We start from the raw sequence: 26988 nt of genomic DNA, 5'->3' as shown, positions 1-26988 counted from the left end.
ATCTTCGCTTCAGGTGCGCTATGATTTCTCCGGCATATCGGGGAGGTCATATTATGACTTACGATCTACGCACGCTGCTGAACCGCGCCGTCGACCATGCTGTCGATTATCGCGCCTCGCTCAACGAACATGCCGGCCGCCCGGATCATAGCTACGCCGAGATGCGCGACCGGCTGGTCGAGCCGGTGCCCGAACAGGGCGCCGCGCCGCTCGATGTGCTCGAGGAGCTGGTCCGGCGGAGCAAGGGTGGGCTGATGCCGATCACCGGGCCGCGGTTCTTCGGCTGGGTGATGGGCGCTTCGCATCCGGCGGGCGTGGCGGCCGACTGGCTGGTCAGCGCCTGGGGGCAGAATGCCGGCTACCACACCCCGACCCCGGCGGCGGCCGCGATGGAAGAGGTGGCCGAGCGCTGGCTGCTCGAGATCCTCGACCTGCCTCGGCAAAGTTCGATCGGCTTTACCACCGGCGCCACCGTCGCCGGTGCCGTGGGGCTCGCCGCGGCGCGCACCCGGGTGCTGCTCGATGCCGGTTGGGACCCCGATGCCGACGGGTTGTTTGGCGCGCCACCGGTGCACGTGCTGATCGGCGACGATGCGCATTCCTCGATGTTCTCGGCGCTGCAGCTGATCGGCTTCGGCTATCGCCGGCTGATCCGCGTCGCCACCGACGGGCAGGGCCGGATGAGCGTGGCAGCGCTCGACGCCGCGCTGAGAGGGCTGAGCGGCCCGAAGATCGTCATTGCGCAGGCCGGGCAGATCAATACCGGGGCCTATGATCGGTTCGACGACATCATCCCGATCGCCCATGCCGCTGGCGCCTGGGTGCATGTCGATGGGGCGTTCGGGCTCTGGGCCCGCGCCACGCCATCCCTCAGGCACCTGACCGATGGCATCGAGGCCGCGGATTCCTGGGTCACCGACGGCCATAAGTGGCTGCAGGTGCCGTACGATTCCGGCTTCGCCATCGTGCGCGACCGCGAGGCGCATCAGCGCGCCATGACGCAGTGGGCAAGCTACCTGCCGACCATCAGCCCCACCGACCGGGTGCCCTCGGCCTTCGTCCCGGAATTGTCGCGCCGGGCCCGTGGCACCCCAGTCTGGGCGATGCTGAAGACGCTGGGGCGGCAGGGCGTGGCGGAGCTGGTGGAGCGCCATTGCGCGCTGACCAAGCGGATGGCGGAACGGCTCGGCGCCGAGCCGGGCATCAACCTCAGGAACGAGGTGACCATCAACCAGCTGATCGTCGATTTCGGCGCAGGCGACGCCGCGACGCGCAAGGCGCTGACCGAGGCGGTGATCGCTGGGGTGCAGGCCGGCGGCGTGTGCTTTGCCGGCGGCGCCGCGTGGCATGGCGATTGGGTGATGCGGATCTCGGTCACCTCGGGCGCCACCACCGAAGCGGACATCGAGCTCTCGGCCGATGCCATCATTGCCGCCTGGCGGGCCGTGAGGGGTTAGCGATGGTCGGGCTTCCGCATCGGGTTGAACAGCACGGAACTGCGCTTGCCATCGAGCGCGTCGAAGATGTCGCCGGGTTCGATCCCCACGTCGCGCAGCAGATGCGGCTGCATGCGGCTCAGGCCAAGCAGCGTGGCGCGTTCCCGGTGCCTCTGCACCAAGCGGCGCAGCAGGCGCCGGATGAAGCCGGCATCGGTATTGTGGCGGATGGCCAGCGGGCTCTCGTCCAGGTCGATGGTCGTCATCGTCATATTCCTCAGCGCGCCCCGCTTTGCGCAAAACATATGATGACTTCGGTCGGGAAGATAGCGAGTGCGTGGTGCGGTTCGCGCTGGGATCGAATTGGCAAGTCACAACAACTCCGTAGCCCGGCGCATGGCCGTCGGGGCGAGATGCCGGGATGGGGCGATGGGCCCGAAAACTGCACCGGCGGTACGGTTTTCTGGAGGGACCAGCATGCGTAAAGGCAATGAGACCCGCGAACGCATCCTCGACATCGCCGAAGCAGGGGTGCTCGCCAAGGGGTTTGGCGCGACCTCGATCGATGAGATCATTGCCGAGGCGGGGATCACCAAATCCGGCTTCTTCTATCATTTCCACGACAAGAACGAGTTGGCGCGCGGCCTGCTCGCCCGCCACCGTGGCCGCCTCGGGCAACTGGTCGACGAGATCTTCGGCCGGGCGGCCGAGCTCAGCGACGATCCGCTGCAGCAGCTGCTGATCGGGCTGACGCTGTTCGCCGAGCATATGGCGGCGATGCCCGGCGGGCATCCCGGTTGCCTCGTCGCGACGATGAGCTACCAGGAGCAGCTGTTCAATCGCGAGGTGCGGGCCATGGTCAGCTCGATCGTCGAGGACTGGAACGCCTTCTTCCGGTCGATGATCGAGAAGATCGTCGCGGCCTATCCGCTGCGCGAACCGGTGGACCCTGGCCGCATCGCGCGCAACATCACCTGCGCCATCGATGGCGGGATCATCATGAGCAAGTCGCTCGGCGACCCCTCCGTGCTGCCCGAGCAGATGCTGATGGCGCGCAACTATGTGAAGATGCTGTTCCAGCCGGCGGCGCTGCACGCCGTGCCGCGGGAAGCACTGGCGGCTTGAATCCCGTTGGGGACACCGTGCCTCCGCACACCCCCTCCGAGCTGCGCTAGGTCGCTGACGCTCCAAAGCTTCGCTTGCCTCCCCCGTCAAGGGGGAGGTGGGCATCGAGTTTGTGGCGTGGGCAGACGATCAGCCCAGCCCGAATGCCTCCGCCAGCAGGCGGAACGAGCGGAGCCTGAGTTCGTAGTCGTACATGGTGGTGGTGACCATCACCTCGTCGGCGCCCGACTCCTCGACCTTGCGCTCGATCGCGGCCTTGACCGTCGAGGGCGAGCCGACGATCCAGAGCGGGCGCTGGCCCTCGATGATGCGGGTCTCGTGCGGGGTGTATTGATGCGCCGCCGCCTCCTCGGGCGAGACGAGCTTCCGTATCTGGCCGGAGTGGAACAGCGCCCACATCAGCTCCTGGGAACGGGCGAGGAACTGCGCCTCCTCGTCGGTGGGCGCCACCAGCGCCGAGACGGCGATGATGGCGTGCGGCTTGGGGAAGGCATCGGTCGGAGTAAAGGCGGCCCGATAGGCGGCGAAGGCCGGGCCGGCCGGAGTGGCGCTGAAATGGGCGGCGAAGGAATAGCCGACACCGAGTTGTCCGGCCGCCTGGGCGCTGGCACCGCTCGAGCCGAGTAGGTAGACCGGCGGCAGCTCGACGCGCTCGGGCACCACCATTACCTGGTGGAACGGGTGGTCGGGGGCGAAATTGGCTTCCTCGAAGGCCAGCATCTCGGCCAGTTCCTGGGCGAAATACTCGCCGCCGACCGAACGCAGCGCCTGCAAGGTGCGGCCATCGCTGCCGCCGGCGCGGCCGATACCCAGGTCGATGCGGCCCGGGTTGAGCCCATTGAGGGTGCGGTAGGTCTCGACGACGCGCAGCGGCACGTGGTTGGGCAGCATGACGCCGCCCGAGCCGACACGTATGCGCGAGGTGTTGGCCGCGGCAGTGGCGATCAGCACCTCCGGCGAGGACGAGGCGATCGAGGGCATGCCGTGATGCTCGGCGTACCAGAGCCGGGTGAAGCCGAGTTCGTCGCCGAGCTTGGCGAGGGCGATGATGTGCCTGAGCGCATTCGGGGTCGAGGTGCCTTCAGAGACTGGGGCGAGGTCGAGGATCGAGAGGGGGAGGGAAGCCATGGGGGCTTATATCGTCATTTGGCGATGGATTGGAAGGGCCGTGCGTGCTGCTCCACCCCACCCAGCTTCGCTAGGCCGCGAGCGGCCAAGCTGCGCTACCCCTCCCCATCAAGGGGAGGGAGACGATGGAACCGAGACTATCAGTCAGTTCTCCCTCCCCCTTGTGGGGAGGGATCAAGGGTGGGGGTGGCCACACGCTCCGAGTGCCGATCATTTGACAGCCAACACCGACGCGCTAGCCTCCCTCGCCGAATGGAGAGCAGCTCATGCCGGGAAACAGCCGCATCGCGCCGATCACCGGTTCGGTGATCTTCCTGTTCGTGGCGCCGGGCGTCGTGGCCGGGCTGATTCCGTACTGGATTTCCGGCTGGCAGGTGGGACCGGCGCTTGCTGGCATCGAGCCGCTGCGCTGGCTCGGCGGGTCGCTGTTGCTGCTGGGAGCGGTGTTGCTGGTCGAAACCTTCGCCCGTTTCGCACTGCAAGGCCGGGGGACGCCGGCGCCGGTCTATCCGACCGAGACGCTGGTGGTCACCGGCTCCTACCGGTTCGTGCGCAACCCGATGTATGTGGCAGTGGTGTCGCTGATCCTCGGGCAGGGCCTGCTGTTCGGCAATCTTGCCGTCCTCGCCTATGGCGCGGCGATCTGGCTGATCGTCCACCTGTTCGTCATCAGCTACGAAGAGCCGACGCTGGCCCGCAGTTTTGGCGCGCGGTACGAGCGCTACAAAGCCAATGTCCGGCGCTGGATCCCGCGGCTGACGCCGTGGACTCCGAAGGAGTGACCCGGCCCGGAGAACCGGACCGGGTCGGGATTGCTATTCGGCCGCTTCGAGGCCCTTGATCAGTTCGAGCGCCTGGCGTTCGAACAACCGGCGGTAGATGCCGCCGTCGCGTTTCACCAGCTGTTCGTGCGTGCCTTCCTCAACCACCTTGCCGCCGTCGAACACCAGGAGGCGATCGAGCGCCCGCACGGTCGAGAGCCGGTGCGCGATGACGATGGTGGTGCGGCCGACCATCAGCCGCTCCATCGCCTGCTGGATCAGCAGCTCGCTTTCGCTGTCGAGGCTGGAGGTCGCTTCGTCGAGAATCAGGACGTGCGCATCGGACAGGAAGGCGCGGGCAATGGCGACGCGCTGGCGCTCACCGCCCGAGAGCTTGATGCCGCGTTCGCCCACCAGCGTCTCGTAGCCCTTGGGCAGTTTGGCGATGAAGTCGTGGGCGTTAGCGAGTTTTGCCGCCTCCTCGATCTGGGCCCGGGTGGCGCCGGGCCGGCCATAGGCGATGTTCTCGGCCAGCGAGCGGTGGAACAGCACCGGCTCCTGCTGCACGATGGCGATCTGCTGGCGCAGCGAGGCCTGCTGCACGTCGCGGATATCGATGCCGTCGATGACGATACGGCCGCCCGAGACGTCGTGCAGGCGCTGGATCAGCTTGACGAAGGTGGTCTTGCCCGAGCCGGAATGACCGACGAGGCCGACCTTCTCGCCCGGCGCGATGTGCACGTCGAGCTGGCGATAGAGCGGCTTCAGATGCACGCCGTAATGGAAGTCGACATGCTCGAAGTCGATGGCGCCGGCCTTGACCAGCATCGGCTTGGCGCCGGGCTTGTCCTCGATGCCGAGCTTCTGGTCGTCGAGCGCCACCAGCTCTTCCATGTCGTTGACGGCACGCTGCAGGTTGCGGACATGCTGGCCGATATCGCGCAGGTACCCCTGCAGCACCAGGAAAGTGGTGATGACGAAGGTCACGTCACCGGCCGTCGCCGCGCCGCTCTGCCAGAGCAGCAGGCCCGAGCCGATGATGGCGCAGCGCAGCACCCAGAGCATGGTGTTCTGGATGGTGCCGTTGAGCGTGCCGCGGTTCCAGGTGCGCGAGGTGCGTCGGCGCCACTTGTCGACGACGTGGCCGAGGCGGGCCTCCTCGCGGTCCTCGGCGCCAAAGCCCTTGACCACGATGTTGCAGCTTACCGCATCGGCGAGCGCGCCGCCCATGCGGGTATCCCAGGCATTGGCAAGGCTGGCGGCCGGCGCGACCCACAGGGTCGAGAGGCTGACGGTGACGGTGATGTAGATCAGCGAGCCGACACCGATGACGAGACCCATCACCGGCCAGAACAGGCTCAGCATCACTGTGGTACCCACGAGCATCACCAGTGAGGGCAAGAGCGCCATCATGATCACGTCATTGAGGCTGTCGAGCGCCCACATGCCGCGGGTGATCTTGCGCACGGTCGAGCCGGCAAAGGAGTTGGCGTGCCAATCCGACGAGAAGCGCTGCACCCGGTGAAAGGCGTTCTGGGCGATATCGCTCATCATGCGCAGGGTGAGCGCGATGATGGTCTGGAAGGCGAGCTGGCGGACCAGCACCGAAGCGGCGCCGAGCGCCACGATAACCAGGAAGGCGGTCATCGCGCCGTTCCAGGCGATCTCGTTGGTGGCGGCGCCGCTCGCCACTGCCTCGACCAGCCGACCGGCAAAGAACGGGGTCAGGATGTCGGCGACGGTCTCGATGAAGAACAGGCCCATGATGAGCGCAACGCGCCTGGGCTGCCGGCGCCAGTGGGCGGCGGCGAAGCCGAGCACTTTGCCATAGGCTTGGCCACGCTGAGTTTTCTTGGAAGAAGCCATGTCGTTCGTCCGGACGCCGCACGAGGCAGCCATCCGGTCCCGGAAAAGAGCAAAACTGGAAAAGAGCCGGAAATCCGGCCGGTTCGAAAGCCGCGCTACTTGACGGAAAAGTCTGGAAGAAGCGCTTTACGGGAATTGGTCCTCAGGGGGACCGCGGGCAACCTAACGGTGCAGACCGGAGGTAAACCCTGCGAGGCGAGGTCGGAATGCTGTCATGTCGCGCCTCCCTGTGGCTGGCCGAAGGAGACGACTCATAGAGAGGTTTTTCAGTTGCGGCAAGCAGGACGGGAAACTGGTGCCGCTAGGGGACTGTGTCGCGTTCGGCACCGGTCATCCCTGCGGAAGCGGGGATCTCGGTTTGGCCGCACGCTCCGCAAACGAAGGTTCCCGCTTTCGCGGGAATGACTCCGTGGGTGCTGCCCCTTCAAGCTGGCCCACTCTAGACGACGAGCGCGATGGCGACTGGCACGAGGATGATCGCGATGATCAAGGCGATCGCCGGAAAATCGATGAACTTTGCCTTGCTCATGAAAGACATGGGACTCTCCTTCCGCTCTCTCAACGAGCGCGGAAGGAGAACCGTTCCCGGGTCGGCTCAGAACTCGGGTTCGGCGCCGATCGAGTGGATCGACAGGTCGGCGCCGCGGCGTTGCTGTTCGTCGCTGAGGCGCACTGGCGCGACGCGGTTGGACAGCCAGTAGAGCACATAGCCGGCGGCGAAAGCATAGACGGAGACGGTGAGTGAGCCGACCAGCTGGGTAACGAACGACACCCCGCCCATGCCGCCCAGCGCTTCGAGCCCGAAAATGCCGGCGGCGATGCCGCCCCACAGGCCGCAAAGGCCGTGCAGCGGCCAGACGCCGAGCACGTCGTCGACCTTGAGCTTCTCCTGGGTCCAGGAGAAGCCCTTGACGAAGATGACGCCGGCCACCGCACCGACGGCGAGTGCCGCCAGCGGGTGGTAGAGGTCGGAGCCGGCGCAGACGGCGACGAGGCCGGCCAGCGCGCCGTTATGGGTGAAGCCCGGATCGTTGCGGCCGATCACCACGGCGGCAATAATGCCGCCGACCATGGCCATCAGCGAGTTGATGGCGACGAGCCCGGAGACGCCGGCGACCGACTGCGCCGACATGACGTTGAAGCCGAACCAGCCGATGCAGAGCAGCCAGGTGCCGAGCGCCAGCCACGGGATCGAGGATGGCGCAAACGGCCGGCCGTTCGGGCCGTAGCGGCCGATGCGGGCGCCCATGCGCAACACCGCGGCGAGCGCCAGCCAGCCGCCCAGCGCATGTACCTGGATCGAGCCGGCGAAATCGTGGAAGCGGGCGCCGAAGCTCGATTCAAGCCAGGCCTGGATGCCGAAATTGGCATTCCAGACGATGCCTTCGGAGAACGGATAGATCAGCCCGACGATGACGGCAGCAGCGATCACTTGGGGCCAGAACTTGGCGCGCTCGGCGATGCCGCCGGAGATGATGGCGGGCACCGCCGCCGCGAAGGTAGCAAGGAAGAAGAACTTGACCAGGCTGAAGCCCTGCGGCGCGAAACCGGCCCCGCCGCCCGAAAGCGTTGCGGCATTGTGGAAGAAGGTGACGCCGTAGGCGATGCTGTACCCGATGACGAAATAGGCCAGCGTCGAGAAGGCGAAATCGACCAGGATTTTGACCAGCGCGTTGACCTGGTTCTTGCCGCGCACCGTCCCCAGCTCGAGGAAGGCGAAGCCGCCATGCATGGCGAACACCAGGATCGCGCCGACCAGCACAAAGAATACGTCGAGCCCTGCGGACTCAGCCATTGAAGCCTCCCAAGCAACACCCGGCTCGCATCCGGGTTCATTCGGGGGCATGGCAATCAAGCCGCGTGCCAGTTGAACGGGCGGAAAGAGTGCAGCGGTTTCAGCAGGTTAGGTTGCCTGGCAATAAGCAGCGGCTTCGCAGGCAGCGAAGTGCTCAAGATTTGGGCGGTCAACGACCCGGTATTGACCAGAAACTAGGCGACGCGGCATCGCCTGGCGGGGCGGATGCCGGTCCCTGTTCCGGGCCCGGACGCCGTTGACCGGGGTGTGCAGCCCACGCGGTTTGCGAGTGGGAAGCCTCTGTGGCGGGCCAAGAGGTACGTGAGCTGCACGCCGCGATCAGCGGGGTTCGGAAAACCGCGCAACAGCCCGGTTTCCGAGGGAGAGCCGAGCCGCAACCCGGCTCTCCGGGGTTGGACGCGGGCGAAGGGGAGGAGGTCCCCGCCCGCGTCGAGTGCTCTAGGTGGTCGCGCCGTCGAACCGGAAAAGTCTGCAACTTTTCCTGACGACGCTCCTGCCTAGTTATAGGCGCGCTCGCCGTGGCTCGAGAGGTCGAGGCCATCGCTCTCGGCCGACTCGGTGACGCGGGCGCCGCCGAACACTGCCTTGACGATGAACATGGCGATCAGCGCCACCACGGCCGACCAGACGATGGCGATCCCGACGCCGGTCAGCTGCTTGACGAACTGGCTCCACATCTCGTAGCCGGCCAGCGGGTACCCCCCGAAGGTCGGGCTGGCGACGAACGCGGTGCCCAGGGCGCCGACGATGCCGCCGACGCCATGGATGCCGAACACGTCGAGCGAGTCGTCGTACTTGAACATCGGCTTCAGCGTCACGACGGCCCACAGGCAGACCACACCGGCGATGGCGCCGAGGACGATCGCACCGATGGTGCCGGCAAAGCCGGCGGCCGGGGTGATGGCGACGAGGCCGGCGACGGCGCCCGAGGCGAAGCCGAGCAGCGAGGCATGACCGCGGGTGAACTTCTCAGCCAGGCCCCACGCCAGGGCCGCAGCGGCCGGGGCAGTGATGGTGTTGAGGAAGGCCTGGGCGGTGAGGCCGTTGGCTTCGAGGTTCGAGCCGGCGTTGAAGCCGAACCAGCCGAACCAGAGGAGGCCCGCGCCGATGAAGACGAAGGTCAGGTTGTGCGGCGGGATCGGTTCCTTGAGGAAGCCGGTGCGCGGCCCGAGGACGATGGCGGCGACGAGCGCGGCCACACCGGAGTTGATGTGCACCACGGTGCCACCGGCGAAGTCATAGGCGCCGAGACCGAACAGGTAGCCGGTGCCGGCCCAGACCATGTGGGCGATCGGCAGGTAGGAGAAGGTGAACCAGAGCGCCAGGAACAGCATCACGGCACCGAACTTCATGCGCTCGGCGATGCCGCCGACGATGAGGGTCGAGGTGATGCAGGCGAAGGTGAGCTGGAACACCACGAACACCAGTTCGGGCAGCTGGAAGCCGGCCGAGAAGGTAGCGGCGGTCGATTCGATCGTTACGCCCGACAGGAACAGCTTGGAGAAATCGCCGATGATGGGCGACAGGCCGCCTTCGCTGCCGCCGAAGGCCAGCGTGTAGCCGTAGGCCACCCAGAGCAGGGCGATCAGGGCGACGCCGCCGAGTACCTGGCTGAGGATCGACAGCACGTTCTTGGCGCGGACGAGGCCGCCATAGAACAGGGCGAGGCCCGGCACGATCATCACGAAGACGACCATGGTCGAGACCAGCATCCAGGCGGTGTCGCCCTTGTCGATGATCGGAACGACTTCAGCGGCCGGCGCCGCGGCGTCCTGCGCGAAGGCAGGCAGGGCGAGAGCCAGCGAGGCCAGTGCCGCAGCTCCCAGGACTTTTGACATCTTCAAGTCTGTCATTGGGGTTTCTCCAGAGGGTAGCGGCATCAGAGCGCGGCCGCGCCGGTTTCGCCGGTGCGGATGCGGGTGACGGCCAACAGGTCGAGCACGAAGATCTTGCCGTCACCGATGCGGCCCGTCTGGGCGCTCTCGCGGATGGCCGAGACGATGGCGTCGGACTGGGCGTCGTCGACAGCGATCTCGATCTTGAGCTTGGGCAGGAAGTGCACGGCATACTCGGTGCCGCGGTAGATTTCAGAATGGCCCTTCTGCCGGCCATAGCCTTTGACTTCGGTCACGGTCATGCCGTGGACGTCGAGCGAGTTGAGGGCCTGGCGGACCTCCTCCAGGCGCGACGGTTTGATGATTGCGATCACCAGCTTCATGGATGCCCCTTTCGATACGTGTTGGACGGTCTCCAATCGGCTCAAACAGACTCAAGTCGCGTGCCAAACTGCGGCCGCAATCGCCAAGCTTATGATTCTATTAAGGAAAGACGGATGCTCGGTGCCTAGCGACGGTGCAGTGGCCTGATCTGCACAAGGCTCATGCACACAAGTTGGGCAGATTCGATCAAGGTGCTGACACTTTGTGCAGCAGTACGACGCGGCAAAGCATCGCCTTGCGTCGCGCGATGGGAAGTCCGACATAGCGGCGAAGCGGAGTTCTCCTATGGCCGACAGCTTTGACATCGTGATCGTGGGCGGCGGGCCGGTGGGCCTGACCATGGCGCTGGCGCTGAGCCGCTCGATGAAGGGTCTTCGCGTCGCGCTGGTTGATCGACGGCCGTTCTCGGTGCCCAAGGACCAGCGCGCCTCGGCCATCGCCGCGGGAGTGCGCCGCATCTTCGTTGAGCTGGGGGTGTGGACGGCGATGGCGATCGGCGCCGAGCCGGTCAGACAGATGAAGATCACCGATTCCGGCACCGGCGATATTTCGCGGCCGCTGTTCCTGAGCTTTCTGGGCGATGTGGCGCCGGGCGAGCCGTTCGCCCACCTGGTGCCCAACCAGCTGGTGGCCGAGACCCTGCTCGGCGCGCTGGGCGAGGGCGTCGAGATCATCGCGCCGGTGGAAATCACCGGCTTTGCCGCCGACCCCGGCATGGCGCGGCTGAGCCTTGCCGACGGCCGCACCATCATGGCGCCGCTGGTGATCGCCTCGGACGGGGCACAATCGGCGCTGCGGCGCATGGCCGGGATCGAGGTGATCTCGCACGATTACCGGCAATCCGGGCTGGTCACCACCATCACGCACGAACTCGACCACGAGGGCACGGCCTACGAGCATTTCCGGCCGGCCGGGCCATTCGCCAGCCTGCCGCTGCCGGGCCGGCGCTCATCGCTGGTGTGGACCGAAAGCAGCGAGCGGGCGGCGGAGCTGAAGGGCTGGCCGGCGGAGGCGATCGCCGCCGAGATCGAGGCGGTGATGGGCTCGAGCCTCGGGCGCGTGACGCTCGAGGAAGGGCTGCAGGCCTTCCCGCTGCGCTTGCAGATCGCCAAAAGCTTCGTCGCGCCGCGGCTGGCGCTGATCGGTGATGCGGCGCATGTGGTGCATCCGGTGGCCGGGCAGGGACTGAACCTGGGGCTGAAAGACGTGGCGGCGCTGGCCGAAGTGGTGATCGATGCGATCCGGCTCGGGCAGGACCATGGCGCCGCCGACGTGCTCGAGCGCTACCAGCATTGGCGGCGCTTCGACACCGCGCTGATGGCGATGGTGACCGACGGGATGGTGCGACTGTTCTCGAACGACGTCGCGCCGGTGCGGGCGCTGCGCGATTTCGGCATGGGCGTGGTCGACCGGCTGCCGCCGGTCAAGGACCTGCTGATCGCCCGCGCCGCCGGGCTTGATCGGAATGGGCCGAAACTGCTGCGTGGGTTGCAGATCTAGGGGCTGCGTTGCTGAACTGCCGGCGCGGGCTGACCCCCACCCCTGTCCCCTCCCCGCAAGGGGGAGGGAGACCCTCACACTAACATCGCAGTCTGCGTCTCCCTCCCCCTTGCGGGGAGGGATCAAGGGTGGGGGTCCGCAGCCACCGGCGGGAGCTGGAAGTGTCGGCTACGCCGCCAGGCTGGTGTCCGCGGCGACGCCGAGCATCAGGTTGAGGTTTTGCACCGCGGCGCCGGACGCGCCCTTGCCGAGATTGTCGTAGACCGCGACCAGCAACGCCTGAGCCTTCGCATCATTGGCGAAGACGTGCAGCCGCATGCGGTTGGTGTCGTTGTAGAGCTCGGGGTTGAGCTCGGGGCTGCGCTCGAGATCGGACAGCGGCGCGACATCGACGAAGCTTTGCGGGATCGCCGCAAAGTGGTCGGCGATGGCAGCATGGAGTTCCGCGCCGGTCGGCACCTTGCTCAGGGTCCAGAGCTGCAGCGGCACCGCGGTGATCATCCCCTGCCGGAAATTGCCGACGGCGGGCTGGAACAGCGGGGTATGCGCCAGCTTGGCGTATTTCTGCAGTTCAGGCAGGTGCTTGTGCTTGAAGGTGAGGCCGTAGAGCGCGAACTCATTGGCGTTCTCGCCCTGTGCCTCATAGTCCTCGATCATGGTGCGGCCGCCGCCGGAATAGCCGGATATGCCGTTGACGGTGACCGGGAAATCGGCCGGCACGAGGCCGGCCTCGACCAGCGGGCGCAGCGTTGCGATGGCGCCCTGCGGCCAGCAGCCGGGGTTGCCGACCCGCGTGGCATTGGCAATGGCTTGGGACTGCGCCTTGTCCATCTCGGCAAAGCCATAGGCCCAGCCTTCGGCGATACGATGCGCGGTCGAGGCGTCGATCACCTTGGTGGTGTCGTTCTCGATCAGCGACACGCTCTCTTTGGCCGCGTCGTCAGGCAGGCAGAGGATCGCCACATCGGCGAGGTTCAGGAGGCGCTTCCGCTCCTCGAGATCCTTGCGCTTGTCGTGGGCGATGGAGATCACCTCGAGGTCGCGACGGCCGGCAAGGCGCTCGCGGATCTGCAGACCCGTGGTACCGGCTTCGCCGTCGATGAAGATTTTCGCGACCATGTGAGACTCCCAATAAAGGGGTTGAATGCGCGGGACATATAGGGGTTGCCTCTGTCATCTGCAAAGGGTTTGGTGGCGCAAACACCATCATATGAGAGGCCGAAATGACCCCGCACAATCACGCCAAGCCCGGTGACTATGCCGAGGCGGTGCTGCTGCCCGGCGACCCCTTGCGTGCCAAGTGGATCGCCGAGAACTTCTTCGAAGACGCCAGGCTGGTGAACTCGGTGCGCAATTGCCTCGGCTATACCGGCAGCTGGAAGGGGAAGCCCGTTTCGGTGCAGGCGACCGGCATGGGGCAGGCATCGCTGTCGATCTATGTGCACGAGCTGATCAACGTTTATGGGCTGCAGAAGCTGATCCGGGTCGGCACCTGCGGCGGGCTCAATGCCAAGGTGAAGGTGCGCGACCTGATCATCGCCCAAGGCGCGACGACGGACTCAGCGATTGTCCGCGACGCCTTCACGCCGTTCAACTTCGCGCCGATCGCCGATTTCGGGCTTTTGCGTGACAGCGTCGAGCGGGCCGAGAAGGCCGGGATGCGCTACCACGTCGGCAACATGCTCTCGTCCGACATCTTCTACCACATCGAGCCCGGCCTCACCGGCTATGGCCGGCTGCCGGCGCATGGCATTCTCGGGGTGGAGATGGAGGCGGCGGCGCTCTACACGCTGGCGGCGCGGTTCGACCGCAAGGCGCTGGCCATCTGCACGATGACCGATTGCCTGATCACCCATGCCGAACTCAGCGCCGAGGACCGGCAGTCGTCGCTCAGGGAGATGATCACCCTGGCGCTCGACACCGCGATCGGCGCATGAGCGTCCTCGGCAAACTCGCTTCGGCGCTGGGGCGCAATGACGAGCAGCCCAATGTCGAGCTGGCGGAGGCGCTGGCGGCAAAACCGGACGCCGCCGCCATCGCCGAGCTGGCCGGGGCGCTCGCGACGGGGACGACTGCCGTTTCCAACGACGCCATCAAGGTGCTGTACGAGCTCGGGGCGTTGAAGCCGGAGCTGGTGGCACCACACGCCCCGGCGTTCCTCAAGCTGCTGAGCGGCAAGAACAATCGCAACGTCTGGGGCGCGTTGCAGGCGATCGAGACGATCACATCGCTGCAACCTGCTGCGGTGCTGGCGCAACTGCCGGCGATCCTCGTTGCGGCGGATAAGGGTTCGGTGATCGCCAAGGACAAGGCGGTGGCGATCCTCGTCAAGCTCGCCGCGGCCGGGCATGGCAGCAAGGTGCTGCCGGTGCTGCTCGAGCGGCTCGACGGCGCGGCGCCGAACCAGTTCCCGATGTATGCCGAACAGGCACAGCCAGTGATCGACGCGGCGCACCGAGAGGCATTCGTGCGCCTGCTCGAGACGCGACTCACCTCGATCGAGGCCAGCGCCAAGCGGACGCGTGTGGAAAAAGTGCTGCGGCGGGCCCGCGCCTGAAGCCTCCGAAAATTGAGGAACGTGCGTCTTCAAAGCGCGATCAAGCGCTTGGCCAAGTCAAGACGCCGCGGCCCGCAGCGGGGTCTGAAGATCGGCTGCCGGAGCCGATCTCGACCTGTCATAAATGTCGCATGGGAGGGAGCCAAACTGGGCGGAACTGAACCGCCGAATTGGCGTTGGGAAGTTAGTTAGGGCATCTGAGGGGAGGCCAGAATGAATACCCACACACTCATCGAACACCGCGATATCCAGAACTGGGTGACGGCGCGTCATGGCAAGCCGGCTTTGCGCCGCGTTCCCGATCCGAACGGGCAGGTGCGGGCGCGGCTGGCGCTGAACTTCGCGCGGCCGGCGGCGCCGACCGAGACCCCGAGCCAGGACGACGGCATGAGCCCCTGCTCATGGACGGCATGGCTGGCCGAGCTCGACCGGCAGCACCTGGCGCTGCGGGTGAGCGACAAGACGGCGTTCGAGTTCGTCGAGCGGCGTGACCTGAACTAGAGCGTTTTCAGGCGGATTTGGCGAGCGAGGTGCCGGCCAGCGGATGGGCCGGCATCGCGTCGGCATGCGGATCGCCAGCCACAGCAACGCGGTCGCGGCCATCGCGCTTGGCGGTGTAGAGCGCCGCATCGGCGCGGCGGCGGAGACCGGAAAGGCTCTCACCGTCCATGCGCTCGGCGACGCCGAAGCTTGCGGTGCAGCGCACGAAGGGCGGTAGACCGGCCACCGGCTGTGCGGCAAAACCGGTCCGCAGCGTTTCCGCCAGGAGGCGGGCGACGGCGAGGTTGGCGCCGGGCAGGAACACTCCGAACTCTTCACCACCCAGCCGGCCGACCACCGCTTTTGGCGGCGCGGTGTCGCGCAGCAGCGCCGCGAAGGCAATGATCACCTGGTCGCCGGTGTCGTGGCCGTAATTGTCGTTGATGGCCTTGAAGGCATCGAGGTCGGCCAGCACCAGCGCCGCCGGCACGCTTGCCTGCTGGAGGCCGGGGGCGGCGCGCTCCTCGAAGCCGCGGCGGTTGTAGACCGAGGACAGCGGGTCGGTCTCCGAGCGCGCAGTGATCTCGACCAGCATGTCGCGCACCAGCAGCATCAACATCAGCAGCCCTGTTGCCACCTGCAGGATCGCGCCGAGCGATTGCGAATAGAGGGCATAGGTGGTGGCGAGGTAGGTGTAGGAGCTGTCGCCCGAACCGCCGAGCAGCACGGCGGCAAAGGGCTTTGACAGGAACTGCATGGCGCTCAGGGCGAACAGCGCCACGAGGCCGATATCGATCGGCTGGCGGCGGCGCGAGGCGAGGATGATCCAGGCGGCGCAGGCCTGCATGACGGCATAAGGCGTCTGGTAGATCAGGTTCCGTTCCACCGTATCATGCGGCAGGGTGTAGCCGAACCAGTTGGCGGCCACCGACACGATGACGATGACGCTGACGCCGGCCCAGGGCAGCGGGCGAGCATAGCGCCGCGCCACGCCCAGGGTCACCGCGGTGACGGCGCCGAGGAAGGCGGCAAAGCCGGCGGTGTAGGCGAACTGCGGATAATCCTGCTGCGGCAGGATAAATTCCGAGGCGATGTAGACAATGCCGAAGACGTAAGCGAGGGAGAAGAACGGCGCGACCTTGTCCGCCCGGTTGGACACGCCGACCAGGAAGAAGGCCAGCGCAAACAGCGCGGCAATGAATAGGTTGATGGCGAGTATGAAGCCCGCTCCGGCCATGCCCTGCAATCGCGTCCCTAATGATGGAATGACAGTAAGGGTGGCCCCGAAAGAACTGGTTAACAGCATGCCCACAGCACCGTGGCGCGCTGTCGCAGTTTGAGCCACCGGCGCCGTAAAGCCAAGTCCGAACAGGGCGCTCGATGGTGATCGGCACTTGGAACCGGACGGCGCCGCGACCACTTAAGCTATAGCAGTTTTCCCGCTAAGCTCGGGTTCTGAACAAGACCAGAAAGGCATCGAAATGACTCAGGTCCTCACCAAGCACGAGGATATCCGGCTCTGGGCAGCGGCGCGCTCCGGCAATCCGGCCATGGAGGACCGGTCAACCGGTATCGGCGGCCCGCCGGTGTTGCGGATCCTGTTCGACCAGCAGGCGCTGAATGCCGGCGAGAACCAGTATGGCGACCGGCTCGGCGGGCTCGACCTGGTGGCCTGGGACGAATGGTTCGAACATTTCGATGGCCAGAAATACGGGCTGCTGGTCGAGGACGAGCGCCCGGGCGTGCTGGATGACTACTACGAGTTCGTGCCGCGGGACGGCAACCAGCGGGACTGAGCGGCTAATCGACTGAGAGAGACGGCCCCCTCCCATCCTCCCCCATGAAGGGGGAGGTGCTCCGCCGCTTCACCAGGCACAATCGAAGACAGAGCCTCGACTCTTCACCTCCCCCTTCATGGGGGAGGCCGGGAGGGGGCCGTCTGCGGCCTATTGGCCCCGTTCCGCCGCCGCCTCGATGGCTTCCATGTCTTCGTCGGAAAAGCCGAAATGGTGGCCGATCTCGTGCACCAGCACGTGGGTGATGATTTCACCCAGCGTTTCCTCTGTTTCGCTTTCGGCCCAGTAGTCGAGGATGGGGCGGCGGTAGAGCCAGACCTGGTTGGGCAGTTGCCCGGTCTGCGGCGAGGCGCCGCCCTGCGGCAGGCCGATGCCGCGAAACAGCCCGAGAATGTCGAACTCGGTTTCGAGCTCCATCTCGGTCATCGTCTCTTCATCAGGGAATTCGGCCACCATGCAGGGGACGTTCCCGGCCAGCGCCTTGAACTCTCTTGGCAGCGCCTCGAAAGCCGCTGCCGCGATCTCTTCGAAATCGTCGAGGGACGGAGCTGCGCGCTCCGTCCACGGATTGGGGCTTACTGCCACTCGCGAATGTCGACGAAGTGGCCGGTGACCGCCGCGGCTGCCGCCATGGCCGGCGAGACCAGGTGGGTGCGGCCCTTGAAGCCCTGGCGGCCCTCGAAGTTGCGGTTCGAGGTCGAGGCGCAGCGCTCGTGCGGCTTCAGCTTGTCGGGGTTCATGGCAAGGCACATCGAGCAGCCCGGCTCGCGCCACTCGAAACCGGCATCCTTGAAGATCACGTCGAGACCTTCGGCTTCCGCCTGTTCCTTCACGAGGCCCGAACCCGGCACCACCATGGCGTTGACGCCGGCGGCAACCTTGCGGCCGGCCACCACCTTGGCAGCGGCGCGGAGATCCTCGATGCGGCCATTGGTGCAGGAGCCGAGGAAGACGCGCTCGACGGTGATGTCGGTGATTTTGGTGCCCGGCTCGAGGCCCATATACTCGAGCGCCCGCCACTTACTGGCGCGCTTGTTGGCGTCCTGGATGTCGTCGGGATTGGGAACCACGCCATTGACCGAGATCACGTCCTCGGGGCTCGAGCCCCAGGAAACGATCGGCGGGAGCTTCGCCGCGTCGAGGATCACCACCTTGTCGTAATGCGCGTCGGCGTCGGAATAGAGGGTCTTCCAGTACTCGACGGCATGGTCGTAGGCGGCGCCCTTCGGCGCGCGCGGCCGGCCCTTCACGTATTCGAAGGTCTTCTCGTCGGGCGCAATCAGGCCGGCGCGGGCGCCGCCCTCGATGGTCATGTTGCAGACCGTCATGCGGCCTTCCATCGACAGCGCACGGATGGCTTCGCCGGCGAACTCGATGACGTGGCCGGTGCCGCCGGCCGTGCCGATCTCGCCGATGATGGCGAGGATGATGTCCTTGGCGGTGACGCCCTCGGGCAGCTGGCCATCGACACGCACCAGCATGTTCTTGGCCTTCTGCTGGATCAGCGTCTGGGTGGCGAGCACGTGCTCGACTTCCGAAGTGCCGATGCCGTGCGCCAGTGCGCCGAACGCGCCATGCGTCGAGGTGTGGCTGTCGCCGCAGACGATGGTCATGCCGGGCAGGGTGAAGCCCTGCTCGGGGCCGACGATGTGCACGATGCCCTGACGCTTATCGAAGGGATCGTAGTACTCGATGCCGAAATCCTTGGTGTTCTCGGCCAGCGCGGCGATCTGGATGGCGCTTTCCGGGTCAGGATTGGGCAGCGAACGGTCGGTGGTGGGGACGTTGTGGTCGACCACGGCGAGGGTGCGCTCCGGCGCCCGGACCTTGCGGCCGTTCATGCGCAGACCCTCGAAGGCCTGCGGGCTCGTCACCTCGTGGACCAGGTGGCGATCAATGTAAATAAGGCTGGTCCCATCCTCGTTGTTGGAAACAAGGTGATCGTCCCAGATCTTATCGTACAGAGTTCTGCCGGCCATTTTTGCTGGAGGTTCCACTCGGGGGTTAAGGGAGTAACGGGGGGTTCTAAGCCCCGCTCGCGTGTCAGGTCAAGATTGGCAGAGGGCTCAGAGGTTACAAGGGTGCCATGCGAGCGGGTGCATCGGGGAGGCCACGCACGCGGAAGGCGCCCAGCAGCGTGGTGTCGATGCCGATGTGGCGGCGGTTCCAGCGGGCGATGGCGAGCTGCGCCACGGCGCGCGACAGGGCGTTGACCGCGGCGGCGCCGATCAGCCCAAAAACCGGAATCACTGCCAGCTCCAGCAGCAGGCCGACCAGCATGATGGCGCCCCAGATCCGCACGTAATCGCGCTCATGGCCGGTCATCATCATGACGATGCGCGACGGGCCGGTGGCGGCGTCGAACAGCAGGCCAATGCTGAGCAGGATCAGCACCCAGTAGCCGGCAATGGAGTGATCGCCGAACAGCGCAAGGATCTGGTTGCCGAAGACCAGGTAGCCGAGGAACACCGCCAGCGAAAAGGCGAAACCGGCCCAGGCACACAATGCAGTGATCGCCTGCGCCTGCTTCATTTCGCCGGCATGGTAGTGGCGCGACACCATCGGCGCGACCACGAGGGTTATGGCGAACATGAACAGGGTCAGCAGCCCGGCGGTGCGGAAGGCGTTGAAGTAAATGCCGGCGGCCTCGGCGGTGACCAGGAGGCCAATGAAGATGGTGTCCATGTTGAGCGCGGCGGAATCGATCACCGTGCCGATGAGGAACCAGCGGCTCGCCGTGCCATGCTCGCGCCAATAGGGCCGGAGCGTCGCAAAGCCCGGGGCGATCTCGTAGCGCCGGAGACGCGCGAGGGCGTATTGCAGCGCCAGCGCCACGGCCAGCAGCACGGCGGTCAGCAGCAGCGCCTGCCAGCCGGTGAGCGGGGCGTTCAAGGCGAACAGCGCCACGATGGCGAGCGGGGTGAGGACGCGCCACAGGATGTCGCGCGGCGCCAGCGCCGTCCATACTGAGCCCTGCGCCCGGAGCGCCGAAGACCAGTATTCGGCGAAGGCCATGGGCAGGATCAGGGCGGCGGCGGCATAGAGGTGCCAGATCGCGCCGCCGAACAGGCCGGCCGCCGCCGCCCCGCCAATGGTCAGCGCGGTGAGGACGAGGCCGGCGATGAGCGTCAGCGCGCCACCCGAGCGCAGCGCCGACAAGGCCTTGTCGTGCCTCCCGGCCACATCCTCTTCCGGCCAGTAGCGCAGGATCGCCGTCTGCTGGCCCATCGAGGCGCCGATGGCGAGGATGGTGGCAAGGCTCAGGCCGAAGGCGAAATAGCCGTACTCGGCGGCGCCCATGCTGCGCGAGAGCACCACATACATCAGGTAGGTCAGCCCGGCGGTGGCGACCTTGATCAGCAGCGATGCCAGCGACCGGCTGAGGCCGGTGCGCAGCAGTGCGCGAAGGTCGGAGGGAGCGTTGGACATGGCGGGCCGTCGACGAGAGGGTTCGCGGACTATGGCAGGGGGATGCTCACAAGGTCTTACCGTCATCGTCTTGTGTTGTGGCCACTCGACAACAGCGGCGGCCGGACGCAGAGTCCCGCCACTGGGGGACGGGGAGTCAGGCGATGAATGAGGCGGCAGCTGTCGATACGCGTGCGGCGCTGATCGCGCGGGCAGAGGGCTACCAGTCGTCGGAGCCAAGCTTTGCACGGTTCCTCAGGGCAGTGGCCGAGGCGACCGATCCCGAAGACCTCGCCATGCATCCGGTCGATGTGCTGGAGGCGACGTTCCGCAAATCCTACGGCCGGTTGGGCAAACGCGAGCTCGCCAGCCACAATGTCTATGTGGTGCCGCCGGAACAGCCGGGCGAGCTCGAGATCGTCGAGGTGTTCTCGGCCGATATGCCGTTCATCGTCGATAGCGTGCTGGCGGCGATCCGGGCGCGGGGCGGGGTGATCCGCTTCATCACCCATCCGGTGCTGCAGTTCGATCCGGCGACCTACCGGGTGCTCGACGTGCCGACGCCGGGCAGCCGGCTGGAGAGCTTCCTCCATATCGAGATCGAGCCGCTCGCCGATATCGTGCTGCGCGAGGCGCTGAAGGGCGAAATCGACGATACGCTTACCGATGTCGGCCGGGCGGTCGCCGGCTGGCGGCCGATGCTGGCGCGGGTGAAGAAGGCGATGGCCGACTGGCACGCTCACGCCCCCAAGGCGCCCCCGGCCCAGGTGGCCGAGGCGATGCACTTCCTCGGCTGGCTGGCCGAGCACAATTTCACCTTCCTCGGCATGCGGGAATATAAGCTCGAGCCGGCCACGGAGGTCGATGGCGTCGCGACACCGGCCAGGCTCGTGCCGGTGCATGACAGCGAGCTCGGCATCCTCGAGGACCCGAGCGTGTTGTTCCTGCGCTCGGGGCCCAACTATGTCGAGATGACGGAGCAGCACTTCGCCTTCCTCGCCGAGCCGGCGCCGATCATGGTCAGCAAGGCCAATATCCGCTCGCGGGTGCACCGGCGCGCCTACATGGATTATGTCGGGGTGAAGCTCTACGACCGCGAGGGCGCCATTTCGGGTGAGCTGCGGATCCTCGGGCTCTTCACCTCGATGTCGCTGGCGGCGCCCAATACCGACGTGCCACTGATCAGGAAGAAAATCACCGAGGTGCTGCGCGAAGCCGGGCAGGACCCGCAGAGCCATGCCGGCAAGGCTTTGATGAATGCGCTCGATACGTTTCCGCGCGACGAGCTGTTCCAGATCTCCGAGCCGCAGCTCTACGAGTTCGCGACCATCATCGCTAGCCTCGTCGACCGGCCGCGGGTGCGGGTGCTGAGCCGCATCGACCGCTTCGACAACTTCGTCTCGGTGCTCGTGTTCGTGCCGCGCGACCGCTACGATTCCGACGTCCGGGCGGTGATCGGCAGCTATCTGGCGCAAATCTATGAGGGGCGGGTTTCGGCGTTCTATCCGAGCTTCCCCGAAGGCGAACTGGTCCGGGTGCACTTCATCATCGGGCGCAACGGTGGGGTGACACCGACGCCGAGCCGCGACGAGCTGGAGGCGGGGGTGGCGGAGCGCATCCGCACCTTCGGCGACCGGCTGGTGGCGGCGGCGCAGGATACTGCCGCCATCGCCGACTATCTCGAGGCCTTCCCGCCCGACTATCAGGCGGTGCACTCCGCCGAGGCGGCGCTTGGCGATATCGCGGTGATCCGGCTGCTGCCGGACGAGCGAGCGATTGCGCTCCGGCTCGGGGCCCGCGAGGGCCGCAGCGCCATGGGGCTGAAGGTCTACCACCGCGGCAGCCCGATCGCGCTCAGCGACCGCGTGCCGATGCTGGAGAATTTCGGCTTCCGGGTGATCGACGAGGACACCTTTACGGTCAAGCCGCTGCATGACGCCGAGACCTATGTGCACGACATGCTGCTCGAGGCCGATGACGGGCTCGACCTCGATGACCGGGCGCTGAGCGAAAAGATCGAAACCGCTATTCTCGCGGTATGGCGGCGGGAAGCGGAAAGCGACGGGCTCAACCAGCTGACGCTGAAGGCCGGGCTCGGCTGGGACGATGTCGAGGTGCTGCGGGCGCTGACCCGCTACCTCAAGCAGGTCGGCATCCCCTATTCGCGCGACTACCTCAATTCGGTGATGGCGCGACATGTCGATGTCTCGACGGCGCTGGTGACGCTGTTCCACGCCGAGAACGACCCGCATTTCGCCGGCGACCGCAAGCGCGCCACGGCCGAGGCGCGCGAGATCATCGCGGCAGCGGTGGAAGCCACCACCTCGCTCGACGAGGATCGCATCCTCCGCCGCTACCTCAACCTCACCGAAGCTGTGGTGCGCACCAATGCCTACCAGCGCGACCAGTCGGGAGCGCGGCGGCCGGCGCTGGCGCTGAAGTTCGACTGCGCCAAGGTCGAGGCGCTGCCGGAGCCAAAGCCCTATCGCGAGATCTTCGTCTATTCGCCGCGGGTCGAGGGCCTGCATCTGCGTTTCGGACCGATCGCCCGCGGCGGCTTGCGCTGGTCGGACCGGCCGGAGGATTTCCGCACCGAGGTGCTGGGGCTGGTGAAAGCGCAGCAGGTGAAGAACGCCATTATCGTGCCGGTGGGCGCGAAAGGCGCGTTCGTGCCCAAGCAGACGCCTGTCGGAGCCGATCGCGAGACGGTGCTGCGCGAGGGGACGGTCTGCTACAAGATCTTCGTCTCGACACTGCTCGACGTCACCGACAATCTCGAGGTCGATACCGTGGTGCCGCCACCCGACGTGATCCGGCGCGACGGCGACGATCCGTACCTGGTGGTGGCCGCCGACAAGGGCACGGCGAGCTTTTCCGACACCGCCAACGCCATTGCGGTTGATCGCGATTTCTGGCTCGGCGACGCCTTCGCCTCGGGCGGTTCGGCCGGCTACGACCACAAGAAGATGGGGATCACGGCGCGTGGCGGCTGGGAGGCGGTGAAGCGGCACTTCCGCGAGCTCGACCGCGAAATCCAGACGACGCCGTTCAGCGTGGTCGGTGTCGGCGACATGAGTGGCGACGTGTTCGGCAACGCCATGCTGCTGTCGCCGCAGACGCGGCTGATCGCGGCGTTCGACCATCGCGACATCTTCATCGATCCGGACCCGGATGTGGCGGTGAGCCTTGCCGAACGGCAGCGGCTGTTCGAGCTGCCGCGCTCCAGCTGGCAGGATTACAACCCCGAGCTGTTGTCGAAGGGCGGCGGGGTCTATTCGCGCAGCGTCAAGACGGTGCCGCTATTCGCCGAGGCGCGGAAATCGCTGGGGCTCAACTCCGACGCGGTGACGCCCAACGACGTGATCCGCGCCATCCTCAAGGCGCAGGTCGACCTCTTATGGTTCGGCGGCATCGGCACCTATGTGCGAGCCAGCAGCGAGACCGAGGCGCAGGCGGGCGACAAGGCCAACGATGCGGTGCGCATCGCCGGCGCCGAGATCCGGGCGCTGGTGGTGGGCGAGGGCGCTAACCTCGGAGTGACGCAGCTCGGCCGGGTCGAGTACGCGCTGAAGGGCGGGCGGATCAACACCGATGCGATCGACAATTCGGCCGGGGTGAACTCGTCCGACCTCGAGGTGAACATCAAGATCGCGCTCGGTGCGCTCACTCGCACCGGGCAGCTGACCACGCAGGTGCGCAACGAGTTCCTCGCTTCGATGACCGACGAGGTGGCGGCGCTGTGCCTGAAGAACAATTACCTGCAGACATTGGCGCTGAGCGTTGAGGAAGCGCGCGGGCTCGCGGCTTTCCCCGAGCATGTGGCGCTGATCGAGGGGCTGGAAGCCTCGGGCGAGCTGCACCGGGCGGTGGAGTTCCTGCCCGACAACGCGGCGCTGCGGCATCGGGCGCAGGGCGGCAAGGGGCTGACCCGGCCGGAACTGGCGGTGCTGCTCGCCTATGCCAAGAACGTCGCCAATGCGGACCTGCTGAAGACCGGGGTGCCGGACGATCCGTATCTGGGGCGCGAGCTCTATCGCTATTTCCCCGACCGGCTGATCGAGACTTTTGAGGATACTGTCACCAACCATCGGCTGCGCCGCGAGGTGATCGCCACGGTGCTGTCGAATGCCATGATCAACCGCGGCGGGCCGGGCTTCGTCAACGAGATGATGGCGGCTTCGAGCGCCGATGCCGGGCAGGTGGCGGCGGCCTATGCCGCGGCGCGCGACGTCTATGGCACGCCGGATCTCAACCGCGATATCGACGGGCTCGACGGTACCGTGCCGGGCAAGACCCAGCTGACGCTCTATGCCGAAGTGCAGGCGCTGCTGAAGCGCGAGACGCTGTGGTTTTTGAGGAACGGGCGGTTCGAGCATGGGCTGAGGCCGCTGGTCGATCGCTACCAGGATGGCATCGCCCAGGTACGGGCGATGATCGGCGGGCTGCTCGGCAGCTATCTGGAAAACACCATCGGCGAGCGCACGGCGCGGCTCGAAGCTGCCGGGGTGAAGCGCGAGATGGCGCGGCGCTTCGCCGAATTGCCGGTGCTGTCGCTCGGCACCGATATCGTCCTGGTGGCCGAGCGGACGCGGACGCCGGTGGCCGATACCGCCATCGCCTTTTTCGGCGTGCTCGATACGTTCAAGCTTGGCCGGGTGATCGAAGAGGGCAATGCCATTGTGCTGGGCGACAAGTTCGACCGCATGGCGCTCGACAGGGCGCTCGCCAACTTGCTCAGGGCGCAGCGCGACCTGACGGCCGATGCGCTGGCGACCAATAACGGGGCGGTCGATACCCGGCTCAAGGCCTGGCGCGACGGCCATCCCGAAGCGATCGCCCGGGTGGCCGACGCGGTGCAAGGACTGACCGAGGGCGAGATGACGGTGTCGCGCCTCTCGGTCGCTGCCGGCCTGCTCGGGGACCTGGCAAGGAGCGCCTGAGCTCAGCCGTTGGCGGCTTGCGACGGTGCAGCGAGGACTGACCAGTCGAAATCGCGCGCCCAGGCGTCGAAGGCGTGCCAGCGGACCTCGGGAAAGGCCTGGTGCAGCGCCGGGATATCGACGTCGTAGCCGACGCGGTCGAACCATTCGAACATGATGGCGCTCTCGGGATCCTGCTGCCGCGCCGCGGCGAGAGGGATCTCCTGGTAGTGCACCGGCCGGCCGGTGGCGCGCGCGAGGGTGGCGGCCTGATCGGTGCCGGAGAGCTGGTCGCCGGCGATGTCGAAGCGCTTGCCGAACAGCGAGGCGCCGCGTTCGATCACCGCGGCAACGAAGGCGCCGATATCGGCGACGGCGATCAGCTGGTTGCTGCGCTGGGCCGGCAGCCCGAACGCATAGACGCCGTTGCGCAGCGCTTCGATACCCCATGGCGCCACCACGTTTTCCATGAAGGCGACGGGCGCAACGATGGTGTGGGGGATGCCGAGCGCAGTGATCGCCTGCTCGACGCGATACTTGCTCTCGAAATGCGGGATGCCGGTGGCCTTGTTGGCGTCGGCGACCGAGGAGAACACCAGGTGCCCGACATCGGCTGCCTTGGCGGCCTGGACCGCGGCGATGCCCTGCTCGGTTTCCACTTCGGGGCCATTGCCCCAGAAGCTGGTGACGACGAACATCGCGTCGGCGCCACGAGCGGCGCGCTCGACCGAACCGGGGTCGCTGAAATCGCCGGCAACGATCTCGGCTCCGGCCGCGGCGAGGCGGCGCGCGGCCTCGGTCCCGGGGGTGCGGGTCAGGGCGCGCACCGCGTGACCCTTGCCGAGTAGGGCTCGGGCGACTGAACCGCCCTGCTGGCCGGTAGCGCCGGTAACGAGGATGGTCTTGTTGGTGGTCATTTCGATCTCCGAGTTTGGTCCCGGAGATTTCGGTACTGACGGATTGAGCGACAACGAGCTATAGTCAGGAAACATCGTACCGTTGGGAGCTACAATGGTCGACCTGAACGACGTCGCGATCTTTGCCCGGGTGGTCGAGGCCGGCAGTTTCACCGGCGCCGCCCGGCTGCTCGGGCTGCCCAAGACCAGCGTCAGCCGCCGGGTCGCCGAGCTCGAGCGGCAGGTTGGGGTGCGGTTGCTGCACCGGACCACCCGCAGCCTGAGGCCGACCGATGTCGGGCGGGTCTACTATGAGCAGAGCAGTGCGGCGCTGCGCAGCATCGAGGCGGCCAACGAGCAGCTGGCCGAGGCGCGGGCAGAACCGTCAGGAATCATTCGCGTCTCGGCGCCGGTCGGCTTTGCCGGGTTCTTCCTGATGCAGACGGTGTTCGAGTTCCTCGCTACCTACCCAAAGGCCAGCGTCGAGCTGCTGCTCACCGACGACCGGCTCAATCTCGTCGAAGCCGGCATCGATATCGCTTTCCGCACCGGATCGCTCAGCGACTCGACGCTGGTGGCGCGCAAGCTCGGAGCATCGCACAAGGTGCTGTGCGCCAGTCCCGAGTATCTGGCGAAGCGGGGAGAGCCGAAACTGCCCGCGGACCTCAGGGCGCATGATTGCATCATTGCCGGGTCGGCCATCGCAGGGGCGCAGTGGGTGCTGGAAGGACCCGACGGGACAGAGACGGTTGCGGTCAGCGGCCGCATCGCGGCAAACACCATGGAGATCGCCACGGCGGCGGTGCTCAGGGGTTTTGGGATCGCGCAGTTGCCGGCCTCGGCGGCGGCGCCGTCCATTGCCGACGGTCGGCTGCAACGCGTGCTGCCCGACTATGCGTCGGCGGTGGGCGGCGTTTACGCGCTCTACCCCTCGAGCCGGCACCTGTCGCCGGCGGTCAAGGCTTTCGTCGAACGCGCCGCCGAGCGGCTGGGCCGGGCCGCGGCGCGCGAGGGCTGCGCGCCGGAGGCGTTGGAGCTTTCTGCGGCCAGCTAGACGTGCGCTCCACGATGCCAGCCGCCG

The 26988-nt window shown here is 66.6% G+C and carries 22 protein-coding genes; 10 read left to right on the top strand and 12 right to left on the bottom strand.

Translation table 11 applies throughout. The annotated features are described in order from the left end of the window. Positions 1 to 53: 53 nt before the first annotated feature. Positions 54 to 1457 carry an aminotransferase class V-fold PLP-dependent enzyme gene (locus tag ASC89_RS00815; RefSeq protein ID WP_055993887.1) on the top strand — a complete coding sequence of 468 codons (1404 nt, stop codon included), beginning with the start codon at positions 54 to 56 and terminating at the stop codon, positions 1455 to 1457. Here ASC89_RS00815 and ASC89_RS00810 read toward each other — a convergent pair. Continuing rightward, positions 1454 to 1702 (bottom strand): DUF1127 domain-containing protein, encoded by a 249-nt coding sequence (locus ASC89_RS00810; RefSeq protein WP_162247888.1) that lies wholly within the window; start codon positions 1700 to 1702, stop codon positions 1454 to 1456. The genes ASC89_RS00815 and ASC89_RS00810 overlap by 4 nt on opposite strands. A gap of 211 nt (positions 1703 to 1913) precedes the next feature. On the opposite strand from ASC89_RS00810, the gene ASC89_RS00805 reads away from it, so the two are divergent. After that, the gene (locus tag ASC89_RS00805; RefSeq protein ID WP_055875195.1) at positions 1914 to 2561 is read left to right on the top strand and encodes a TetR/AcrR family transcriptional regulator; all 648 of its coding nucleotides are present in this window, start codon (positions 1914 to 1916) and stop codon (positions 2559 to 2561) included. 129 nt (positions 2562 to 2690) lie between these two features. On the opposite strand, the gene ASC89_RS00800 is transcribed toward ASC89_RS00805, so the two are convergent. Next, complete coding sequence (locus ASC89_RS00800; RefSeq protein ID WP_055993881.1) at positions 2691 to 3689, bottom strand: LLM class flavin-dependent oxidoreductase; 999 nt, start codon at positions 3687 to 3689, stop codon at positions 2691 to 2693. 266 nt (positions 3690 to 3955) lie between these two features. Between ASC89_RS00800 and ASC89_RS00795 the strand changes: the two genes are divergently transcribed. Next, positions 3956 to 4471: an isoprenylcysteine carboxylmethyltransferase family protein gene (locus tag ASC89_RS00795; RefSeq protein ID WP_055993878.1), complete on the top strand. Its 516-nt coding sequence runs from the start codon at positions 3956 to 3958 to the stop codon at positions 4469 to 4471. A gap of 33 nt (positions 4472 to 4504) precedes the next feature. Here ASC89_RS00795 and ASC89_RS00790 read toward each other — a convergent pair whose 3' ends face one another. The 4 genes from ASC89_RS00790 to ASC89_RS00775 form a co-directional block, all read right to left on the bottom strand. Further along, a complete protein-coding gene (locus ASC89_RS00790; RefSeq protein WP_055993875.1) occupies positions 4505 to 6316 on the bottom strand; it encodes an ABC transporter ATP-binding protein in 1812 nt (603 codons plus the stop codon). Positions 6317 to 6911: 595 nt separating this feature from the next. Further along, on the bottom strand, positions 6912 to 8111 hold the full coding sequence (locus tag ASC89_RS00785; RefSeq protein WP_055993872.1) for an ammonium transporter: 1200 nt from the start codon (positions 8109 to 8111) through the stop codon (positions 6912 to 6914). Between the two features lie 518 nt (positions 8112 to 8629). Continuing rightward, positions 8630 to 9985, bottom strand: a complete 1356-nt coding sequence (locus ASC89_RS00780; RefSeq protein WP_055993869.1) for an ammonium transporter — start codon at positions 9983 to 9985, stop codon at positions 8630 to 8632. 26 nt (positions 9986 to 10011) lie between these two features. Continuing rightward, entirely contained in the window at positions 10012 to 10350 is a 339-nt protein-coding gene (locus ASC89_RS00775; protein ID WP_055046886.1) for a P-II family nitrogen regulator, read from the bottom strand. Positions 10351 to 10636: 286 nt separating this feature from the next. Here ASC89_RS00775 and ASC89_RS00770 point away from each other — a divergent pair, with 286 nt between their 5' ends. After that, the gene (locus ASC89_RS00770) at positions 10637 to 11851 is read left to right on the top strand and encodes an FAD-dependent oxidoreductase (RefSeq protein WP_055993868.1); all 1215 of its coding nucleotides are present in this window, start codon (positions 10637 to 10639) and stop codon (positions 11849 to 11851) included. Positions 11852 to 12019: 168 nt separating this feature from the next. Here ASC89_RS00770 and argC read toward each other — a convergent pair whose 3' ends face one another. Then, positions 12020 to 12970 carry an N-acetyl-gamma-glutamyl-phosphate reductase gene (argC, locus tag ASC89_RS00765; RefSeq protein WP_055993865.1) on the bottom strand — a complete coding sequence of 317 codons (951 nt, stop codon included), beginning with the start codon at positions 12968 to 12970 and terminating at the stop codon, positions 12020 to 12022. Between the two features lie 104 nt (positions 12971 to 13074). Here argC and deoD point away from each other — a divergent pair, with 104 nt between their 5' ends. The 3 genes from deoD (at position 13075) to ASC89_RS00750 (ending at position 14909) form a co-directional block, all read left to right on the top strand. Further along, complete coding sequence (gene deoD, locus ASC89_RS00760; RefSeq protein WP_055875224.1) at positions 13075 to 13788, top strand: purine-nucleoside phosphorylase; 714 nt, start codon at positions 13075 to 13077, stop codon at positions 13786 to 13788. Next, a complete protein-coding gene (locus tag ASC89_RS00755) occupies positions 13785 to 14408 on the top strand; it encodes a hypothetical protein (protein ID WP_055993862.1) in 624 nt (207 codons plus the stop codon). The genes deoD and ASC89_RS00755 overlap by 4 nt, the downstream gene beginning before the upstream one ends. Positions 14409 to 14621: 213 nt before the next feature. Then, entirely contained in the window at positions 14622 to 14909 is a 288-nt protein-coding gene (locus ASC89_RS00750; RefSeq protein WP_055875231.1) for a hypothetical protein, read from the top strand. A gap of 7 nt (positions 14910 to 14916) precedes the next feature. On the opposite strand, the gene ASC89_RS00745 is transcribed toward ASC89_RS00750, so the two are convergent. Further along, entirely contained in the window at positions 14917 to 16125 is a 1209-nt protein-coding gene (locus ASC89_RS00745) for a GGDEF domain-containing protein (protein ID WP_055993859.1), read from the bottom strand. A 244-nt stretch (positions 16126 to 16369) separates the two neighbouring features. On the opposite strand from ASC89_RS00745, the gene ASC89_RS00740 reads away from it, so the two are divergent. Then, positions 16370 to 16684: a hypothetical protein gene (locus ASC89_RS00740; protein WP_055875237.1), complete on the top strand. Its 315-nt coding sequence runs from the start codon at positions 16370 to 16372 to the stop codon at positions 16682 to 16684. 150 nt (positions 16685 to 16834) lie between these two features. Here ASC89_RS00740 and ASC89_RS00735 read toward each other — a convergent pair whose 3' ends face one another. The 3 genes from ASC89_RS00735 to ASC89_RS00725 form a co-directional block, all read right to left on the bottom strand. Beyond that, positions 16835 to 17269 carry a metallopeptidase family protein gene (locus ASC89_RS00735; protein WP_055875240.1) on the bottom strand — a complete coding sequence of 145 codons (435 nt, stop codon included), beginning with the start codon at positions 17267 to 17269 and terminating at the stop codon, positions 16835 to 16837. Beyond that, positions 17260 to 18663 carry a 3-isopropylmalate dehydratase large subunit gene (gene leuC / locus ASC89_RS00730; protein ID WP_055875242.1) on the bottom strand — a complete coding sequence of 468 codons (1404 nt, stop codon included), beginning with the start codon at positions 18661 to 18663 and terminating at the stop codon, positions 17260 to 17262. The genes ASC89_RS00735 and leuC overlap by 10 nt, the downstream gene beginning before the upstream one ends. Before the next feature lie 94 nt (positions 18664 to 18757). Continuing rightward, positions 18758 to 20113 (bottom strand): lipopolysaccharide biosynthesis protein, encoded by a 1356-nt coding sequence (locus ASC89_RS00725; protein WP_055993856.1) that lies wholly within the window; start codon positions 20111 to 20113, stop codon positions 18758 to 18760. 143 nt (positions 20114 to 20256) lie between these two features. On the opposite strand from ASC89_RS00725, the gene ASC89_RS00720 reads away from it, so the two are divergent. Beyond that, positions 20257 to 25032, top strand: a complete 4776-nt coding sequence (locus tag ASC89_RS00720; protein WP_055875249.1) for an NAD-glutamate dehydrogenase — start codon at positions 20257 to 20259, stop codon at positions 25030 to 25032. A 2-nt stretch (positions 25033 to 25034) separates the two neighbouring features. Here ASC89_RS00720 and ASC89_RS00715 read toward each other — a convergent pair whose 3' ends face one another. Next, the gene (locus ASC89_RS00715) at positions 25035 to 25928 is read right to left on the bottom strand and encodes an NmrA/HSCARG family protein (RefSeq protein ID WP_055875252.1); all 894 of its coding nucleotides are present in this window, start codon (positions 25926 to 25928) and stop codon (positions 25035 to 25037) included. 94 nt (positions 25929 to 26022) lie between these two features. Between ASC89_RS00715 and ASC89_RS00710 the strand changes: the two genes are divergently transcribed. Further along, the gene (locus ASC89_RS00710; protein ID WP_055875255.1) at positions 26023 to 26961 is read left to right on the top strand and encodes a LysR family transcriptional regulator; all 939 of its coding nucleotides are present in this window, start codon (positions 26023 to 26025) and stop codon (positions 26959 to 26961) included. Positions 26962 to 26988: the final 27 nt, after the last annotated feature.

Source organism: Devosia sp. Root413D1, from assembly GCF_001425235.1.
Classification (GTDB): Bacteria; Pseudomonadota; Alphaproteobacteria; order Rhizobiales; family Devosiaceae; genus Devosia_A.
Note: the sequence above shows the minus strand (reverse complement) of the source record. Positions and strands in the feature narration are given on the sequence as shown.

What these genes read in the sequence shown, in the direction of transcription:
- ASC89_RS00815 (WP_055993887.1), top strand. Translation starts at nt 54, where the DNA reads ATGACTTACGATCTACGCACGCTGCTGAACCGCGCCGTCGACCATGCT.
- ASC89_RS00810 (WP_162247888.1), bottom strand. Translation starts at nt 1,702, where the DNA reads ATGACGACCATCGACCTGGACGAGAGCCCGCTGGCCATCCGCCACAAT.
- ASC89_RS00805 (WP_055875195.1), top strand. Translation starts at nt 1,914, where the DNA reads ATGCGTAAAGGCAATGAGACCCGCGAACGCATCCTCGACATCGCCGAA.
- ASC89_RS00800 (WP_055993881.1), bottom strand. Translation starts at nt 3,689, where the DNA reads ATGGCTTCCCTCCCCCTCTCGATCCTCGACCTCGCCCCAGTCTCTGAA.
- ASC89_RS00795 (WP_055993878.1), top strand. Translation starts at nt 3,956, where the DNA reads ATGCCGGGAAACAGCCGCATCGCGCCGATCACCGGTTCGGTGATCTTC.
- ASC89_RS00790 (WP_055993875.1), bottom strand. Translation starts at nt 6,316, where the DNA reads ATGGCTTCTTCCAAGAAAACTCAGCGTGGCCAAGCCTATGGCAAAGTG.
- ASC89_RS00785 (WP_055993872.1), bottom strand. Translation starts at nt 8,111, where the DNA reads ATGGCTGAGTCCGCAGGGCTCGACGTATTCTTTGTGCTGGTCGGCGCG.
- ASC89_RS00780 (WP_055993869.1), bottom strand. Translation starts at nt 9,985, where the DNA reads ATGACAGACTTGAAGATGTCAAAAGTCCTGGGAGCTGCGGCACTGGCC.
- ASC89_RS00775 (WP_055046886.1), bottom strand. Translation starts at nt 10,350, where the DNA reads ATGAAGCTGGTGATCGCAATCATCAAACCGTCGCGCCTGGAGGAGGTC.
- ASC89_RS00770 (WP_055993868.1), top strand. Translation starts at nt 10,637, where the DNA reads ATGGCCGACAGCTTTGACATCGTGATCGTGGGCGGCGGGCCGGTGGGC.
- argC (WP_055993865.1), bottom strand. Translation starts at nt 12,970, where the DNA reads ATGGTCGCGAAAATCTTCATCGACGGCGAAGCCGGTACCACGGGTCTG.
- deoD (WP_055875224.1), top strand. Translation starts at nt 13,075, where the DNA reads ATGACCCCGCACAATCACGCCAAGCCCGGTGACTATGCCGAGGCGGTG.
- ASC89_RS00755 (WP_055993862.1), top strand. Translation starts at nt 13,785, where the DNA reads ATGAGCGTCCTCGGCAAACTCGCTTCGGCGCTGGGGCGCAATGACGAG.
- ASC89_RS00750 (WP_055875231.1), top strand. Translation starts at nt 14,622, where the DNA reads ATGAATACCCACACACTCATCGAACACCGCGATATCCAGAACTGGGTG.
- ASC89_RS00745 (WP_055993859.1), bottom strand. Translation starts at nt 16,125, where the DNA reads ATGGCCGGAGCGGGCTTCATACTCGCCATCAACCTATTCATTGCCGCG.
- ASC89_RS00740 (WP_055875237.1), top strand. Translation starts at nt 16,370, where the DNA reads ATGACTCAGGTCCTCACCAAGCACGAGGATATCCGGCTCTGGGCAGCG.
- leuC (WP_055875242.1), bottom strand. Translation starts at nt 18,663, where the DNA reads ATGGCCGGCAGAACTCTGTACGATAAGATCTGGGACGATCACCTTGTT.
- ASC89_RS00725 (WP_055993856.1), bottom strand. Translation starts at nt 20,113, where the DNA reads ATGTCCAACGCTCCCTCCGACCTTCGCGCACTGCTGCGCACCGGCCTC.
- ASC89_RS00720 (WP_055875249.1), top strand. Translation starts at nt 20,257, where the DNA reads ATGAATGAGGCGGCAGCTGTCGATACGCGTGCGGCGCTGATCGCGCGG.
- ASC89_RS00715 (WP_055875252.1), bottom strand. Translation starts at nt 25,928, where the DNA reads ATGACCACCAACAAGACCATCCTCGTTACCGGCGCTACCGGCCAGCAG.
- ASC89_RS00710 (WP_055875255.1), top strand. Translation starts at nt 26,023, where the DNA reads ATGGTCGACCTGAACGACGTCGCGATCTTTGCCCGGGTGGTCGAGGCC.